Annotated in this window: 13 protein-coding genes; 7 read left to right on the top strand and 6 right to left on the bottom strand. The window is 65.5% G+C overall.

Annotated features, from left to right (window positions below; translation table 11 throughout):
* Window positions 1–56: 56 nt before the first annotated feature.
* On the bottom strand, window positions 57–1,694 hold the full coding sequence (locus ACZ9GA_RS15885; RefSeq protein ID WP_457361776.1) for a tannase/feruloyl esterase family alpha/beta hydrolase: 1,638 nt from the start codon (window positions 1,692–1,694) through the stop codon (window positions 57–59).
* Between the two features lie 107 nt (window positions 1,695–1,801).
* On the opposite strand from ACZ9GA_RS15885, the gene ACZ9GA_RS15880 reads away from it, so the two are divergent.
* Window positions 1,802–2,287 (top strand): DUF3237 domain-containing protein, encoded by a 486-nt coding sequence (locus tag ACZ9GA_RS15880; protein WP_457361777.1) that lies wholly within the window; start codon window positions 1,802–1,804, stop codon window positions 2,285–2,287.
* A gap of 124 nt (window positions 2,288–2,411) precedes the next feature.
* Here ACZ9GA_RS15880 and ACZ9GA_RS15875 read toward each other — a convergent pair whose 3' ends face one another.
* The 5 genes from ACZ9GA_RS15875 to ACZ9GA_RS15855 form a co-directional block, all read right to left on the bottom strand.
* Window positions 2,412–2,717 carry an ArsR/SmtB family transcription factor gene (locus ACZ9GA_RS15875; RefSeq protein ID WP_027980513.1) on the bottom strand — a complete coding sequence of 102 codons (306 nt, stop codon included), beginning with the start codon at window positions 2,715–2,717 and terminating at the stop codon, window positions 2,412–2,414.
* A gap of 59 nt (window positions 2,718–2,776) precedes the next feature.
* The gene (locus ACZ9GA_RS15870; RefSeq protein WP_457361778.1) at window positions 2,777–3,901 is read right to left on the bottom strand and encodes an alkene reductase; all 1,125 of its coding nucleotides are present in this window, start codon (window positions 3,899–3,901) and stop codon (window positions 2,777–2,779) included.
* 170 nt (window positions 3,902–4,071) lie between these two features.
* On the bottom strand, window positions 4,072–4,434 hold the full coding sequence (locus ACZ9GA_RS15865; protein ID WP_457361779.1) for a cupin domain-containing protein: 363 nt from the start codon (window positions 4,432–4,434) through the stop codon (window positions 4,072–4,074).
* Between the two features lie 184 nt (window positions 4,435–4,618).
* Complete coding sequence (locus tag ACZ9GA_RS15860; protein ID WP_457361780.1) at window positions 4,619–5,716, bottom strand: saccharopine dehydrogenase family protein; 1,098 nt, start codon at window positions 5,714–5,716, stop codon at window positions 4,619–4,621.
* 42 nt (window positions 5,717–5,758) lie between these two features.
* A complete protein-coding gene (locus ACZ9GA_RS15855; protein ID WP_457361781.1) occupies window positions 5,759–6,679 on the bottom strand; it encodes a helix-turn-helix transcriptional regulator in 921 nt (306 codons plus the stop codon).
* A 481-nt stretch (window positions 6,680–7,160) separates the two neighbouring features.
* Between ACZ9GA_RS15855 and ACZ9GA_RS15850 the strand changes: the two genes are divergently transcribed.
* The 6 genes from ACZ9GA_RS15850 (at window position 7,161) to ACZ9GA_RS15825 (ending at window position 13,598) form a co-directional block, all read left to right on the top strand.
* Window positions 7,161–8,408: an MFS transporter gene (locus ACZ9GA_RS15850; protein WP_457363711.1), complete on the top strand. Its 1,248-nt coding sequence runs from the start codon at window positions 7,161–7,163 to the stop codon at window positions 8,406–8,408.
* A gap of 96 nt (window positions 8,409–8,504) precedes the next feature.
* Window positions 8,505–9,194, top strand: a complete 690-nt coding sequence (locus ACZ9GA_RS15845) for a fumarylacetoacetate hydrolase family protein (RefSeq protein ID WP_457361782.1) — start codon at window positions 8,505–8,507, stop codon at window positions 9,192–9,194.
* 25 nt (window positions 9,195–9,219) lie between these two features.
* Complete coding sequence (locus tag ACZ9GA_RS15840) at window positions 9,220–9,984, top strand: SDR family oxidoreductase (protein ID WP_457361783.1); 765 nt, start codon at window positions 9,220–9,222, stop codon at window positions 9,982–9,984.
* A gap of 27 nt (window positions 9,985–10,011) precedes the next feature.
* Window positions 10,012–10,968, top strand: coding sequence for a 2-hydroxyacid dehydrogenase (locus tag ACZ9GA_RS15835; protein WP_457361784.1), 957 nt, complete (start codon window positions 10,012–10,014; stop codon window positions 10,966–10,968).
* A gap of 160 nt (window positions 10,969–11,128) precedes the next feature.
* Window positions 11,129–12,268 (top strand): mandelate racemase/muconate lactonizing enzyme family protein, encoded by a 1,140-nt coding sequence (locus tag ACZ9GA_RS15830; RefSeq protein WP_457361785.1) that lies wholly within the window; start codon window positions 11,129–11,131, stop codon window positions 12,266–12,268.
* Window positions 12,269–12,308: 40 nt separating this feature from the next.
* Entirely contained in the window at window positions 12,309–13,598 is a 1,290-nt protein-coding gene (locus ACZ9GA_RS15825) for an MFS transporter (RefSeq protein WP_457361786.1), read from the top strand.
* The last annotated feature ends 119 nt before the right edge of the window (window positions 13,599–13,717 follow it).

Here is a 13,717-nt window from a genome sequence, read left to right as displayed (position 1 = left end):
TATCCAGTGTACATGAGGGCCAGCGCAGCCTGCGGCAGCGGCTACGGCTTACGGTTTCAGGGCTCCTGACAGGCAAACACATCCCCCTGGCCCTGATAATGCGCCTCCTGCGGATACGCACACAGCGGCCGCGTGCGCCCCGGGAACGCGATGCCACGGGCCTCAAGCCGGGCCGGCGGCTGCTGCGTGTCCTGCCAGGTTTCCATCGCCGTCAACGGGTCGAAATCATCCAGCGCCGGCCCGTCGCCGCAGTGAGTCATGCCAGGCACCACGAACAGTCGCGCCCATTGCTCAGTCTGCGCACGGCCGCCGTTGTCGGTGCTCAAACGCTGCCAATAGCGACGCAGGTCGTTGGCGGAAAACACCGGGTCACTGTTGCCCTGGACCACCAGCAACTTGCCGCCACCCTGGGTGAATGTGGCGTACTGCGTGGCCACCGCATCATTGATTGCCGCCGTCTGCGCGGTATGTTCGACCATTTGGTCGAAATTGACTTGGGCCAGATCCAGATCGGGTTTGGCCGGGGTCATGAAATACAGCCCCAGCGAGCCAGGTGTCAGGGTGGCATTGCGCGCATCGGCCTTGCCCGTGGTGGATTTGCCCAGCTTCCACACGCGCCAGCCGTCGGAGGCAATGCCGGCATCCCACGGCCAGTCGCTGTACAACGCCTGGCCGTGGCTGTCGTGCACGCCGTTGAACACCGCGTGCAGGGCGTCGACCTTGGCCTGGCTCAGGCAGCCCTCGGTCTGTCCGGTCTTGCAGGTCAGTTGCGCAGGGTCGAAATGGCAGTGGCTCATGGCGTCGATGCTGCCGTCCTTCAGGCCGTCCAGGGCGTCGCAGCGCTCCAGCACGGCCTTGGCGACCAGGTCCTGGTCGGCCTGGGTCAGGGCCTGGGCCAGGATGGGGTGGCCGTCAGCGGTGCGCGGCGCCGCGCGACTGAAGGCCTGGGTGTCCCAGGCCTGGGCCACGGCGGCGCGGCTCAGGCGCAGGCCGGGGTTGCCGGCGATGATGCCGTCGAACTGGGTGGGGTAGCGCTGCGCGGCCATCAGCGCCGAGCGCCCGCCGTTGGAGCAGCCCATGAATACGCTGTGCTGTGGGGCCTTGCCGTAGTAACTCAGGATCAGCGCCTTGGCCTGCTGAGTGACGGTGCCAATGGCCGCATAGGCGTAGTCCAGGCGCGCCTGTTGGTCAGCGCCGAAGCTGGCGTCGCTGCTGTCCTTGCCGGTGTGGCCCGAGTCGGTGGCCACCACCGCGTAGCCACGGTCCAGGGCAGGCAAGGCACTGGCGCCACGGAAGGGGATGGCGCCCAGTGCCTGCCCGACCACACCGTCCATGCCACCGCCACCCTGGAACAGGAAGCGGCCGTTCCAGGGGCTGGGCAGGCGCAGCTCGAAGTGGGTGCCATAGGCCTGGCCATCGGCGCCTGTGCGGGCACCGATCACGCCTTGCACCAGGCAGTGCGCAGGCATCGCCGCCTTGCTCAGGGCAGCACCGGTCAAGGCAGCACGGCCGGGGTTGGCCTGGGGCAGTTGGCCGGCGGCGATCCATTGGTGCTGGGTCAGGGTGACGCCGGACAGGTTGCTGGCCAGCGCGGCGCAGCGTTGGGCGTCGTCCGCCAGCGCCGCAGTGGACAGCGGCAGGGCCACGCACAGGCTCAGCAATGTCAGGGATGAAGGCACGATCGATCGCTTCACTGAAAAAATTCCTTTTGTTGTTGTGATGGACTGAGCAATATGGTTAATACTATTAACTACTTTGCTGGTCAAGCCGCTTCCCAACAACAACTCGAAAGGATGCCACCATGCGCCGTTACCCCTTGCTGTTCGCCCTCAGCCTGCTGCTGCCCCACGCCCACGCCGCCGATACCGCGCCTACCCTGGAGCCAGTGTACGAAGCCGTCATCGACATCGCCCCCGGCGAAACCCTGGGCAAGGGCCCGTTGGGCGAGCGTTTCAGGGTGCCGATTACCGGCGGGGAATTTCATGGGGCGGGGCTCAAGGGCAAGGTGCTGGCCGGCGGCGCCGACCGTCAGCTGCTGCGCGCCGATGGCGTGAAGCAACTGGATGCGTTGTATGAGATGCAGACCGATGACGGCGCGGTGCTGACCGTGCGCAATCAGGTGCTGGTGCATGGCACGGGGAATGAGCGCTATGCGTTTTCCACCATTAACATTCAGGCGCCTGACGGGCCGTATGCCTGGCTGAACAAGGCGGTGTACGTGGGGAGTTTGACCAGCCTCAAGCCTGGGAAAGAGGCGGTGTTGGTGAAGGTCTATCGCGTGCGCTAGCAGCCATTCAGCCTGTGGGAGCGGGCTCTGCCCGCGAAAAGCACACCGGGGGGTATCAGGCCCCGCGCGGTGTGGCCTTCGCGGGCAGAGCCCGCTCCCACAGGTATTTCCCCAGGCAGGCGCGTCAAATCAACGCGCGCAGCGCCTGCTGGAAAGCTTCGATGTTCTGCTCATCGCGCTTGTAATACGTCCACGGCCCGATCCGCTGCGAGGTCACCAGCTGGGCCCGTTGCAGCGCCGCCAGGTACAGCGACACGGTGGATTGCGACAGGTTGGCGCGGGCCTGGATGATGCTCACGCACACGCCCACCTCGTCGGGGTTCACCTGCTGCTCGGGAAAATGCTTGCTCGGCTCCTTGAGCCAGCCAAGGATCGCCAGGCGGGTGGGGTTGTCGAGTGCCTTGAGGGCTTCGTTGATGTCGATGCTCATAAATCACACAGTGGGATGATCCGGCGATTTTACGACACTTGGGCCCGGCGCGTCAGGGGTTACTCGCCATGGACCGGGTAGTCGGTGTAGCCGCGCTCGGTGCCGCCGTACATGCTGGCCGCATCCAGTGGGTTCATGGGCAAGCCGTGGGCCAGGCGGCGGGGCAGGTCGGGGTTGGCAATGAACGGCCGGCCAAAAGCGATCAGATCGGCCAAGCCTGCGTCCAGCACACGGTTGCCGCGCTCTGCGGTGTATTTGCCGGCATAGATGATCGCGCCGCTGAAGGTGTCGCGCACCACCTGGCGGAAGTCGGCGGGCAACTCCGGGGCGTTGTCCCAGTCGGCTTCGGCCAGGGACAGGTAAGCGATACCGATGTCTTCCAGCACCTGAATGGCCTGCACGTACGTCTCACGCGGGTCTTGCTCGACCAGCCCCAGGTACACCCGGGCCTCATCGGTGCTTTCGAACAGCGGCGAGAAACGCACGCCCAACCGCTGCTTGCCCACCACGGCCGCCACCGCTTCAGTCACCTCGCGCAGGAAGCGCAGACGGTTGGCCAGGCTGCCGCCGTATTCATCATCGCGCTGGTTGCTGTGGGCGGAGATGAACTGGTTGATCAGGTAGCCGTTGGCGCAGTGGATTTCTACGCCGTCAAACCCGGCGTCCAGCGCATTGCGGGCGGCCTGGGCGTAGAGCTGCACCAGTTCGGCGATCTCTTCGCGGGTCAGGGCGCGGGGTGTCGAGGGCGCGCACAGCTCGCCGGTACCGGGGCCGGTTTCCACGAACACGCTGACACCGGTGGCGGCGATGGCCGAGGGCGCCACCGGCGCATCGCCGTTGGGTTGCAGCGACACATGGGACACGCGGCCTACGTGCCACAGTTGCGCGAAGATAACCCCGCCTTCGGCGTGCACGGCATCGGTCACCAGGCGCCAGCCGGCGATCTGTTCGGCGCTGTGAATGCCTGGGGTCCAGGCATAGCCCTGGCCGCGTGGTTCGACCTGCGTGCCTTCGGTCACCATGAAGCCGGCGCTGCTGCGCTGGCGGTAATAGGTGGCCATCAGGGCGTTGGCGATGTTGCCCGGCTGGCTGCTGCGCGAGCGGGTGAGGGGTGGCAGCACGATGCTGTTTTTCAGGGAGTAAGGGCCTAGGGTGGCAGGGCGGAACAGCGCGGAATCGTTCAAGGGTAAAGCCTGTGCGGGATCAAAGTTGCACATAGCGTAAACTAGATATCGAGATATCTCAATATCAAGATTCTGTAGCCGCTGCCGTAGGCTGCGCTGGCCGGTGTGAACCCTGAAAATCTCCAGGGTAAACGACGGCCAGCGCAGCCTGCGGCAGCGGCTACAGTGCTTCAGATCCAGACGTCGTTGGCGGCGGTACGTTCGCCGCCCTGATCGCCGGTATTGGCTACGCCGCGAGGTTCGATCAGCAGCAGCTTCACTTCCTGCATAGCGCAGGGACGATGCTCGACGCCCTTGGGCACCACGTACATCTCGCCTGCGTTGAGGGTGACGCTGCCGTCGCGCAATTCGATGTGCAGGCAGCCTTCGACCACGATGAAGGCTTCGTCGGTGTCGGCGTGGCTGTGCCAGATGAATTCGCCTTGCAGGCGGGCGAGCTTGAACTGGTAGTCGTTCATCTCGGCGATCACCTTGGGCAACCATTGCTCGTTGAACAGGCCGAATTTGTGCTGGAAGTTGATAGCGTGGGTCATGGGGGTATCGCTCCTGTGTGGGAATGGGCGAACCTTACTGACCGGGTGGGGGCAGGGTCTTGTATGATCGTGCAGGTGGCCCGTAGCCGCTGCCACCAGGCTGCGCTGGCCTGTGTGAACCCTGAAGATCTCCAGCGTAAACGGGGGCCAGCGCAGCCTGGCGGCAGCGGCTACGGGGTTGCGGTTAGACCACCCGCTGCACAAACCCCCAGCGCTCGAACTCCGGCGTGAACTCGTCCAGCGTCAACAGGCCCATGCACGGCATGGCGCCGGTCTGCGTCAACTCCCCGCGCGCCAGTTTGCACGCCAGCAACACCGTGGCCATGCACGGGATCTCCGGGCCGTTGCCGTCCGGGGCGGTGAGGTGCCAGGTGCACTCGACGGGGTGGCCATCGCTGTGCCGGCCCTTGAGGCGCACGCGCATGCCGCCCAGGTCGCTGCCGAAGCGATCCAGCAGCACATTGGCCAGGCGGTTCAAGCGCCCGGCGTTGCGGGCGATTGGCAGGGGCAGGCCCAGGCGGCGCAGGCCGGCCACCAGCCATAGGCCCAGGTGCTGGATGCGCAGCTCCAGGGCGGCGTGGAAGCTGACCTCGCGCACGCCCGGGTAGCGCGCCGGGAACAGCGCCAGGTCCGGCACGTCGCAGGCGGCGCCCCAGCGCTGGCCCAGTTCGGCGAAGGTAAAGCGGCGCAGGTCCTGCCAGCCGTACACGGTGGCCCAGCGCCCGGCCTGCCAGCGCTTGAAGCCCTGGCCTGCGTAGCCGAACACTGCCTTGATCGTGGCCTCGCCGCGCGGCGCCTGCTGGCCGGGGGCAATGGCTATCTGCACGCTGTCCAGGCTCGCCCAGTCGGCGGTCAACTGGTCCACCACCGCCGTGGACAGGCCCGGCAGGGTGCTGGCACCGCTGACCGCCAGCACCCCGGCTGCCAGGGCGTCGGTCTGCACGTTGGCGCGGAAGTCGGTGACGAAGTCGCGGCCGTCCGACAGGTCCAGGTAATGCGCGCCCACCGCGCAGGCGGCCAGGGCCACGCGGTAGTCCTGGCCCTGGTAGGGGCCGGCGCAGTGGATGACCAGGTCGGGCTTGAGTTGCGCCAGTCGCGCTTGCAGCTCGGGGCTGTCAATGTCCAGCCCGGCGGTGCTGATCAGGCTCTTTGGCCCGAAGAACGCCGTGCCGCTCACCGGCCGGCGCCCCGTGGCCACCAGCTCCAGCCCCGGCTCCATGGCCAGGCGGCGGCAGATGCGGGCGCCAAAGTTGCCCAGGCCGCCGATGACGATGATGCGCATGGTCTGTCCTTGATGGTGAGTCGAAGCCGCCCAGTATACGGCCTATGTGGCCCGGCCGGTGACCGCCAATTGCTGGCGGCGGTACTGCCCGGGTGGAAGCCCGTGGATGTGGCGGAAACGACGGGAAAAATACGCCTCGTCGGCAAACCCGCACAGCCGGGCGATCTCGCCCACAGGCTTGAGGCTGTCCAGCAGCAGGTGGCGGGCCAGGTGCATGCGCCGCTCCAGCACCAGCTCGCTGAAGCTCTTGCCGATTTCCTTGCGCAGCCAGTGCGTCAGGTAGTGGGGCGACAGGTAAGTGGCCGCCGCGACTTTCTTCAGGTCCAGCTCCGGATCGGCCAGGTGTTTGCGCACGTAGTCGGACATGCGCTTGAGCGCATCGCGGCGGCTGACCTGCGCCGCGTTGCCGCTGGCCAGGGCTTTGAGCGCCTCGGCGTATTGGCTGCACACCCCGCCAATCAGTTGCAGCAACAGGCCCTTGAGCGACTCGCGCATGCCGAACTGGCGGTCGCGGTCCAGGCTGTGCATCTGCTCCAAAAGCCCACACACACGGGCGAACGGCTCGGGTTCAAGGATGAAGTCCAGGTGTTCCTGAAACCGGAACGGCGCCAGCTCCGGGGCCAGGGCGATGGACACGTCTTCCAGGTCCAGCGGGTCGCACGTCAGGTGCGGCAACAGGAACGCCTGGGAGAAGTTGATCACCTGAAAGTGCGCCTCCTGCGGGTGCGGGATCACGTGCACCCGATGGGGCAGGATAAATGCCAGTGCCCGCGACGGGAAGGGGCGCTGCACGTTGCCGATGTGCTGCACCGTATCGCCGCCCAGGTTGACCTGGATCTGGAAGTACTCGTGGCGGTGGGGCGCGGTTTCGGCTTTGCGCACGCTTTCATCGCGGATGTAGAAATCGGGTCGTTCGCTGCGTTGCTGCATGCCGAAGGTAGGCACGCGGCTGGAAGACTGCATGGGCTTGCCTCCTGTTGATCAGCCAGGGCTGACAGGTCTGTTGTTTTGGCTGATTGTACGATCTCTTCGCTCTCTTTGCGTTGTTCAATGCACTTGATCAAGTGCAAAAGCGCTATGGATTGAGCCGGGCATAAAAAACGCTCTAGACCGCTGGGTGCAGCGATATTCAGCGGCCGTGAGCGCCCAGAAATACAGCATTTTATTTTTGGACTTTTGCCCGAGTGCTCCCGCTCAAGTGCAAAAACGTTCTAACTCACCCGTTGATTTTCAATGGTTGTACGATCACCTTGGGGGCGTCCGATTCGACATCTATCAACAATAATTAGAAGGTGTTCGTACCATGCAGACGACTCCCCACGAGTATCTGGCGCACGACCGTCGGCCCATGCCCAATGTCGACGCCGAGCTGACCACCGCCCCACCTCAAACCTTCGATCACAGTGCCAGCGCCGCCCGGCTGCCCACCCGGCGCCGCTGGTTCATGCTGTCGCTGCTACTGATCGCCACCATCATCAACTACGTGGACCGGGTGAATATCTCCATCGCCGCGCCGTTCATGGCCAAGGACCTGGGCCTGGACAAGATTCAGATGGGGCTGATTTTCTCCGGCTTTGCCTGGACCTACGCCCTGGCGCTGGTGCCGGCCGGGTTTGTGGCCGACCGCTTTGGCTCGCGTTTCACCTACGGCCTGTCGCTGATCAGCTGGTCGGCGGTCACGGTGGGGCAGGGCCTGGCCGGTGGCTTCGCCTCGCTGTTCGGCTTGCGCCTGGCGGTCGGTGCCTTGGAAGCCCCGGCGTTTCCGGCCAACAGCCGGGCCGTGGCGGTATGGTTCCCCGCCCGCGAGCGCGGCCTGGCCAGCAGCATCTATGTGTGCGGCCAGTACCTGGGCACGGCATTGTTCACCGGCGCGCTGTTGTGGTTGGCCACCACCTACGACTGGCGCCATGTGTTCTACAGCACGGGCCTTGTAGGCATCGCCTTCGGCATTGCCTGGCTGTACCTGTACCGCGACCCGCTGGCGTGCAAGCGCGTCAGCCCCGAGGAGCTCAAGTACATCGAGGACGGCGGCGGCCTGGTCAAAAGCAGTGCCCAACGCACCCGCTTCAACTGGCGCCAGATCGGCGAGTTGCTCAGCTACCGGCAGATCTGGGCGATCTGCATCGGCAAGTTCGCCAGCACCTCGGCGTTGTACTTCTTCCTGACCTGGTTCCCCACCTACCTGATCGAAGAACGCCACCTGACGATGATCAAGGTCGGCATCTTTGCGGTGATGCCGTTCCTCGGCGCCACGGTGGGCATCCTGCTGGCGGGCATCGTCTCCGACTGGATGATCCGCCGCGGCTATTCCATGTCCTTCGCCCGCAAGCTGCCGCTGGTGGTGGGTTCGATGCTGGGCATGTCCATCGTGCTGGTGAACTTCACCGACTCCAATGTGGTGTGCATCGCCATCCTCACCACCGCGTTCTTTGCCCAGGGCATCGCCTCGGCGTCGTGGGCGGCGGTGGCGGAAGTCGCACCCAAGGAGCTGGTGGGGCTTACCGGCGGCATCACCAGCCTGGCGGCCAATATCGGCGGCATCATCACCCCCATCGTCATCGGCGGCATTGTCCATGCCACGGGCTCGTTCGCCTATGCGTTCTGGTTCATCGGGGCGGTGGCGCTGTGCGGCACGCTGTCGTATTCGCTGTTGCTGGGCCGCCTGTATCGCATCCAGCTGCGTGCCCGATAGCACTGTTTAGTCCACAACAACGCCGGTTTCGTCCAACTTTTACCGCCCACGGCACCTTACGCTGTGGGCCTGAACCGAACACGCCCAGAGGTCTGCATGAGCCAATTCGTCTTTGCCCCCGACGCCAGCGTCACCCTGAATGTGCAGGGCAGTGAGGCGCGTTTTCCGGTGAACCGGGTGTTTTGCCTGGGGCGCAACTACCCGTGGGGCGACGCCCAGGACGCGGTGCGCCAGGCGCCGATGTTTTTCATGAAGCCGGCCAGCGCCGTGGTGCCAGCGGTGGGCGAGTTGGTGTACCCGCCGCTGACCCAAGAGTTTTGCCATGAAATCGAACTGGTGGTGGCCATCGGCACGCCCGGCAGCGACATCCCCGAAGGGCGTGCGCTGGAGCATGTGTGGGGCTACGCCGCCGGCCTGGACCTGACCCGCCGCGACCTGCAGATGGCCGCCAAGGCCGCCGGCCAACCGTGGGAAGCCGCCAAGGCCTTCGATGGTTCGGCGCCCATCACCCCGGTGGTGCCGGTCAGCCGTATCGGCCACCCCGCGCAGGGCGCCGTGTGGTTGCAGGTCAACGGTGTGGAGCGCCAGCGCTCAAGCCTGGAACAGCAGATCTGGTCGGTGAGTGAAATCATCAGCCGCCTGTCGCAGTCCATTGCCTTGCGCGCCGGCGACCTGATCATGACCGGCACCCCGCCAGGCGTTGCCGCCTTGCAGCCGGGGGACGTGATCAGCGCCGGCATCGACGGTATCGGTCAATTGGACGTGCGCGTGGGCGCCCGTCGTTAAATCATTCCATCAAGGAGCAATCATCATGACCACGAATTCCCCTCGCAAAGTCGCCCTGGTCACCGGCGCTGGCAGCGGCATCGGCCGCGCCGTGGCCCTTGGCCTGCTGGCCGACGGCTTTACCCTGGTGCTGGCCGGGCGCCGCGCCGAGCCGTTGCAGGCACTGGTGGACCTGGCCCGCGACAAGGGCGGCGAAGCCCTGGCCGTGCCCACCGACGTGCGCGATGCCGCCAGCGTCGACGCGCTGTTTGCCACGGTGGAGGAGGTGTATGGCCGTCTGGACGTGATCTTCAACAACGCCGGGGTCAACACGCCAGCGGTGCCGGTCGATGAACTGGCGGTGGACCAGTGGCTGAACGTCATCGACACCAACCTGACTGGCGTTTTCCTGTGCAGCCGTGGCGCCTTCGGCCTGATGCGCCGTCAGCAGCCCCAGGGTGGTCGCATCATCAACAACGGCTCGATCTCGGCCCACGCCCCGCGCCCCTTCAGCGCGCCGTACACCGCCAGCAAGCACGCAGTGTTGGGCCTGACCAAAAGCCTGGCGCTGGACGGTCGCGAGTTCAACATCGCCTGCAGCCAGATCGACATCGGCAACGCCCTGACCGAGCTGTCGGTGCGCATGACCAAGGGCGTGCGCCAGGCCAACGGTGAGATCGCCGTGGAGCCCATGGTGGACGTACAACACATCGCCGACGCGGTGCGCTACATGGCCGGGCTGCCGTTGTCGGCCAACGTACTGAACATGACCGTAATGGCCACCAACATGCCATTTGTGGGTCGCGGCTGAGCCTTCTTCTTTGCCATCGAGGTGTCCATGAAACCCGAAATCCTGCAACTGAGCCCCATCCTGATTCCCGAAGTGCGTGAGCAGTTGGCGTCGCTGTTCACCGTGCACCCGTACTACCAGCAAACCGACAAGGCGGCCTATTTGCGCGAAGTCGGTGGCCGTATTCGCGGCGTGATCACCGGTGGCCACACCGGCATCACCCGCCAGGTGATGGAGCAGTTGCCCAAACTTGAAGTGGTGGCGGTGAACGGTGTGGGCACTGATGCCGTGGACCTGGCCTATGCCCGCGACCGCGGCATCGTGGTCACGGCCACCCTGGGGGCGCTGACCGAAGACGTCGCCGACCTGGCCATGGGTTTGCTGATTGCCGCCTGCCGTGGCCTGTGTACCAGCGATCGCTACGTGCGCAGTGGGCAGTGGCCACTCAGCGCCACGCCGCTGGCACCGTTGCCGTTGGCCAGGCAGGTCAGCGGCATGCGTGTGGGCATTGTCGGCCTGGGGCGGGTAGGGCGCGCGGTGGCTACCCGGGCGGCGGCCTTCGGTTGCCCCATTAGCTACACCGACCTGCAGGCCATGGGTGATGTGCCGTACACCTTCGTCGCCGATCTTGTCGAACTGGCGCGCAACAGCGACGCCCTGATCGTCGCCGCAGCGGCCGACAAGGCCGAGGGCATCATTGATGCCACCGTGCTGGAGGCGTTGGGGCAGGGCGGTTACCTGATCAACGTGGCGCGCGGCAAGCTGGTCAATGAAGTGGACCTGGTGGCGGCCTTGCAGGCAGGGCGCATTGCCGGGGCGGGGCTGGATGTGTTCGTTGATGAGCCCAATGTGCCCGAGGCGCTGCTGGCGCGGGAGGATGTGGTGTTGCAGCCGCATCGGGCCAGTGCCACGGTGCAGACGCGTACGCGGATGGGGGAGATGGTGATTGCCAGTTTGGTGGATACCTTTGCTGGGAGGCGGGCGGTGGGGTGTGTGACGGACTGACCCTGTAGCCGCTGCCGCCAGGCTGCGCTGGCCCCTGCAGACACTGAAGATCTCGAGCGCACCCGGGGGCCAGCGCAGCCTGGCGGCAGCGGCTACAGGGTGTTTTTTTGCGCTGTTGTACGATAACGTATATCTACAACAAAACAAGACAGGCCCCCCAGTGATCATCCACCACATAGAACTCCTGCGCCTGAGCATACCCTTCACCGCCGGCACCCCCGAGCGCAAAACCCTGGGCCAGGCCCAGGACGATGATGCCTTCAACGCCGCCTCCCCCCGCCACCGACAGATGCAAAGCCTGATCATCAAGATCATCACCGACACCGGCCACATCGGCTGGGGCGAGGCGTTCGGCCATGGCGCCAACCCGGCCACCCTGACGGCCCTGCAAGCCATGGTGGCGCCACTGTTCATCGGCACGGCCTGCAGGGATCACCTGGCCACCCTGGAAACCGCACGCCGCGCGCTGCACGGTTTCGGCAGCACGGGCCCGGTGATGTACGCACTGTCGGGCATCGACATTGCCCTGTGGGACCTGGCCGCCCAGGCTGCTGGCAAGCCGTTATACGATCACCTGGGCGGTCAGCCACGCGAACTTGAACTGTACGCCAGCCTGGTCAGCTACGGCGGCGACCCCGAAGAAGTCTTCCGCCAGGTGCGTCGCGCCCGCGAGCAGGGCTTCGGCAAGATCAAGCTGCACGAAACCCGCTACGAGGCCATTGCCGCCGCCCGCCAGGCCTTGCCTGCCCATGAGGGTGAGCTGATGGTCGATGTTAACTGCCCCTGGACCGTGCAACAGGCCAGCGACATGGCTGAGCGGCTACGCCCGCTGGAACTGACCTGGCTGGAAGAACCCGTGTGGCCGCCGGACGATGCCCACGGCCTGGCCCAGGTGCGCCACGTGGGCGTGCCGCTGTCGGCAGGGGAGAACGCTGCCGGCGTCAACGGCCTGCGCGCGCTATTCGAGCAAGGCGCCATCGATGTGGCCCAACCCAGCGTGGCCAAGGTCGGTGGCATCACCGGCATGCTGCAGGTGTTCGACCTGGCGCGCGAGTACGGCGTGACAGTGGTGCCCCACTGTTTCTACTTCGGCCCCGGCCTGCTGGCGGTGGCCCACCTGTGCACACTGTTGCCCCAGGAGGTCGCGGTGGAAGTGCCCTTTATCGAATTCGAAGCGCTGCTGTACCCGGCGCTGGCCTTCAAGCCGCGCATGACCCTGCCCCTCGTGCCGGGCCTGGGCTTTGCCCCTGACCCGCAGGTGCTTGAACGCTACTGCATCGAGCGCGTGCTGATCGACTGACGCTGTCGCACCTCTTTCCAACAATAAAGGCCATAAAACAATGAAAGGCACTTACCGCTGGCGCATCGCCGGGCTGCTGTTCTTCGCCGGCATGCTCAATTACCTGGACCGCGCCGCCCTGTCGGTGGTCGCGCCGCTGCTCAAGGGTGAACTGCACATCGACGATGCGCAGATGGGCTTCATCTTCAGCAGCTTCTTCATCGGCTATTGTGCCCTGTGTTTCGTCGGCGGCTGGGCGGCCGACACCTACGGGCCCAAGCGGGTGTTTGCCTGGGCGGCGGGCACCTGGTCGATTTTCTGCGGCCTGACCGCGCTGATCACCGGTTACCTGCAACTGCTGATATTCCGCGTATTTTTCGGCATGGGCGAAGGGCCCATGGGCACCACCACCAACAAGGCGATCACTAACTGGTTCCCCCGTGAAGAGGCGGGGCGGGCACTGGGCCTGACCAACTGTGGCCAGCCCCTGGGCGCCGCGTTGGCGGGGCCGATTGTGGGCCTTGTGGCGTTGAACTTCGGCTGGCGCATTTCCTTCGTGGTCATCGCCGTGCTGGGCGGGCTGTGGCTGGCCGCCTGGTTGCTGATGTTCCGCGACTCGCCCGAGGAGCATCCGCGGGTGGGCGAGGCCGAGCGCGAGCTGATCCGCAGCAGCCGCGCAGAGCCGGTGATCGAAGGCGTGAAGGAAGGCCGCAGCCTGGCCAGCTACCTGTTCTCGGCGCCAGTGCTGGCGGTGGCCACGGCGTTCTTCTGCTTCAACTATGTGCTGTATTTCTTCCTGACCTGGCTGCCCAGCTACCTGATGGACTTCCAGCACCTGGACATCAAGGGCATGAGCATCATCGGCGTGATCCCCTGGCTGGGCGCTGCGGTAGGCTTCCTGGGCGGCGGCACCCTGACCGACCTGCTGGGCAGAAAGCTGGGCAGCGTCATTCGCGCGCGCAAGATCATGCTGGTAGTGGGCCTGGGCGTGGCGGCGGGCTGCGTGCTGCTGACCACCCAGGTGGCCACGTTGCACCTGGCGGTGCTGTGCATCACCGTGTCCAGCGTGTTCCTGTTCGTGACCCCGCAGATCTGCTGGGCGTTGATCCAGGACATCGTGCCCAAGAATCGCGTGGGCGGCACCGGCGGTTTCGTGCATCTGCTGGCCAACATCGCCGGCATCCTGGCGCCGTCGCTGACGGGCCTGATCGTGCAGTATGGCGGCGGTTACAATGTGGCCTTCGCGGTGGCGGCCGGTGTGTGCGCCCTGGGTGTGCTGGTGGTGGTCGCCGCAGTCAAGGGCCCGGGTGGGGAGGGGCCGCACGCCAGGCCTGTCGCCCGGCCGGCATAAGGCAATGCTGTTTGGTGATACGCCGCACACTATGTCATGAATGTCACAGCCCGCTAACTGCGGGCTTTTGTTTATGGGTACCCATAAGTGCATCGCATGGGCACCTTGCAGCCCGCGAA

The sequence above is a fragment of the Pseudomonas sp. TE3644 genome (assembly GCF_056278815.1).
This window is presented reverse-complemented; position numbering and strand designations above follow the sequence as displayed.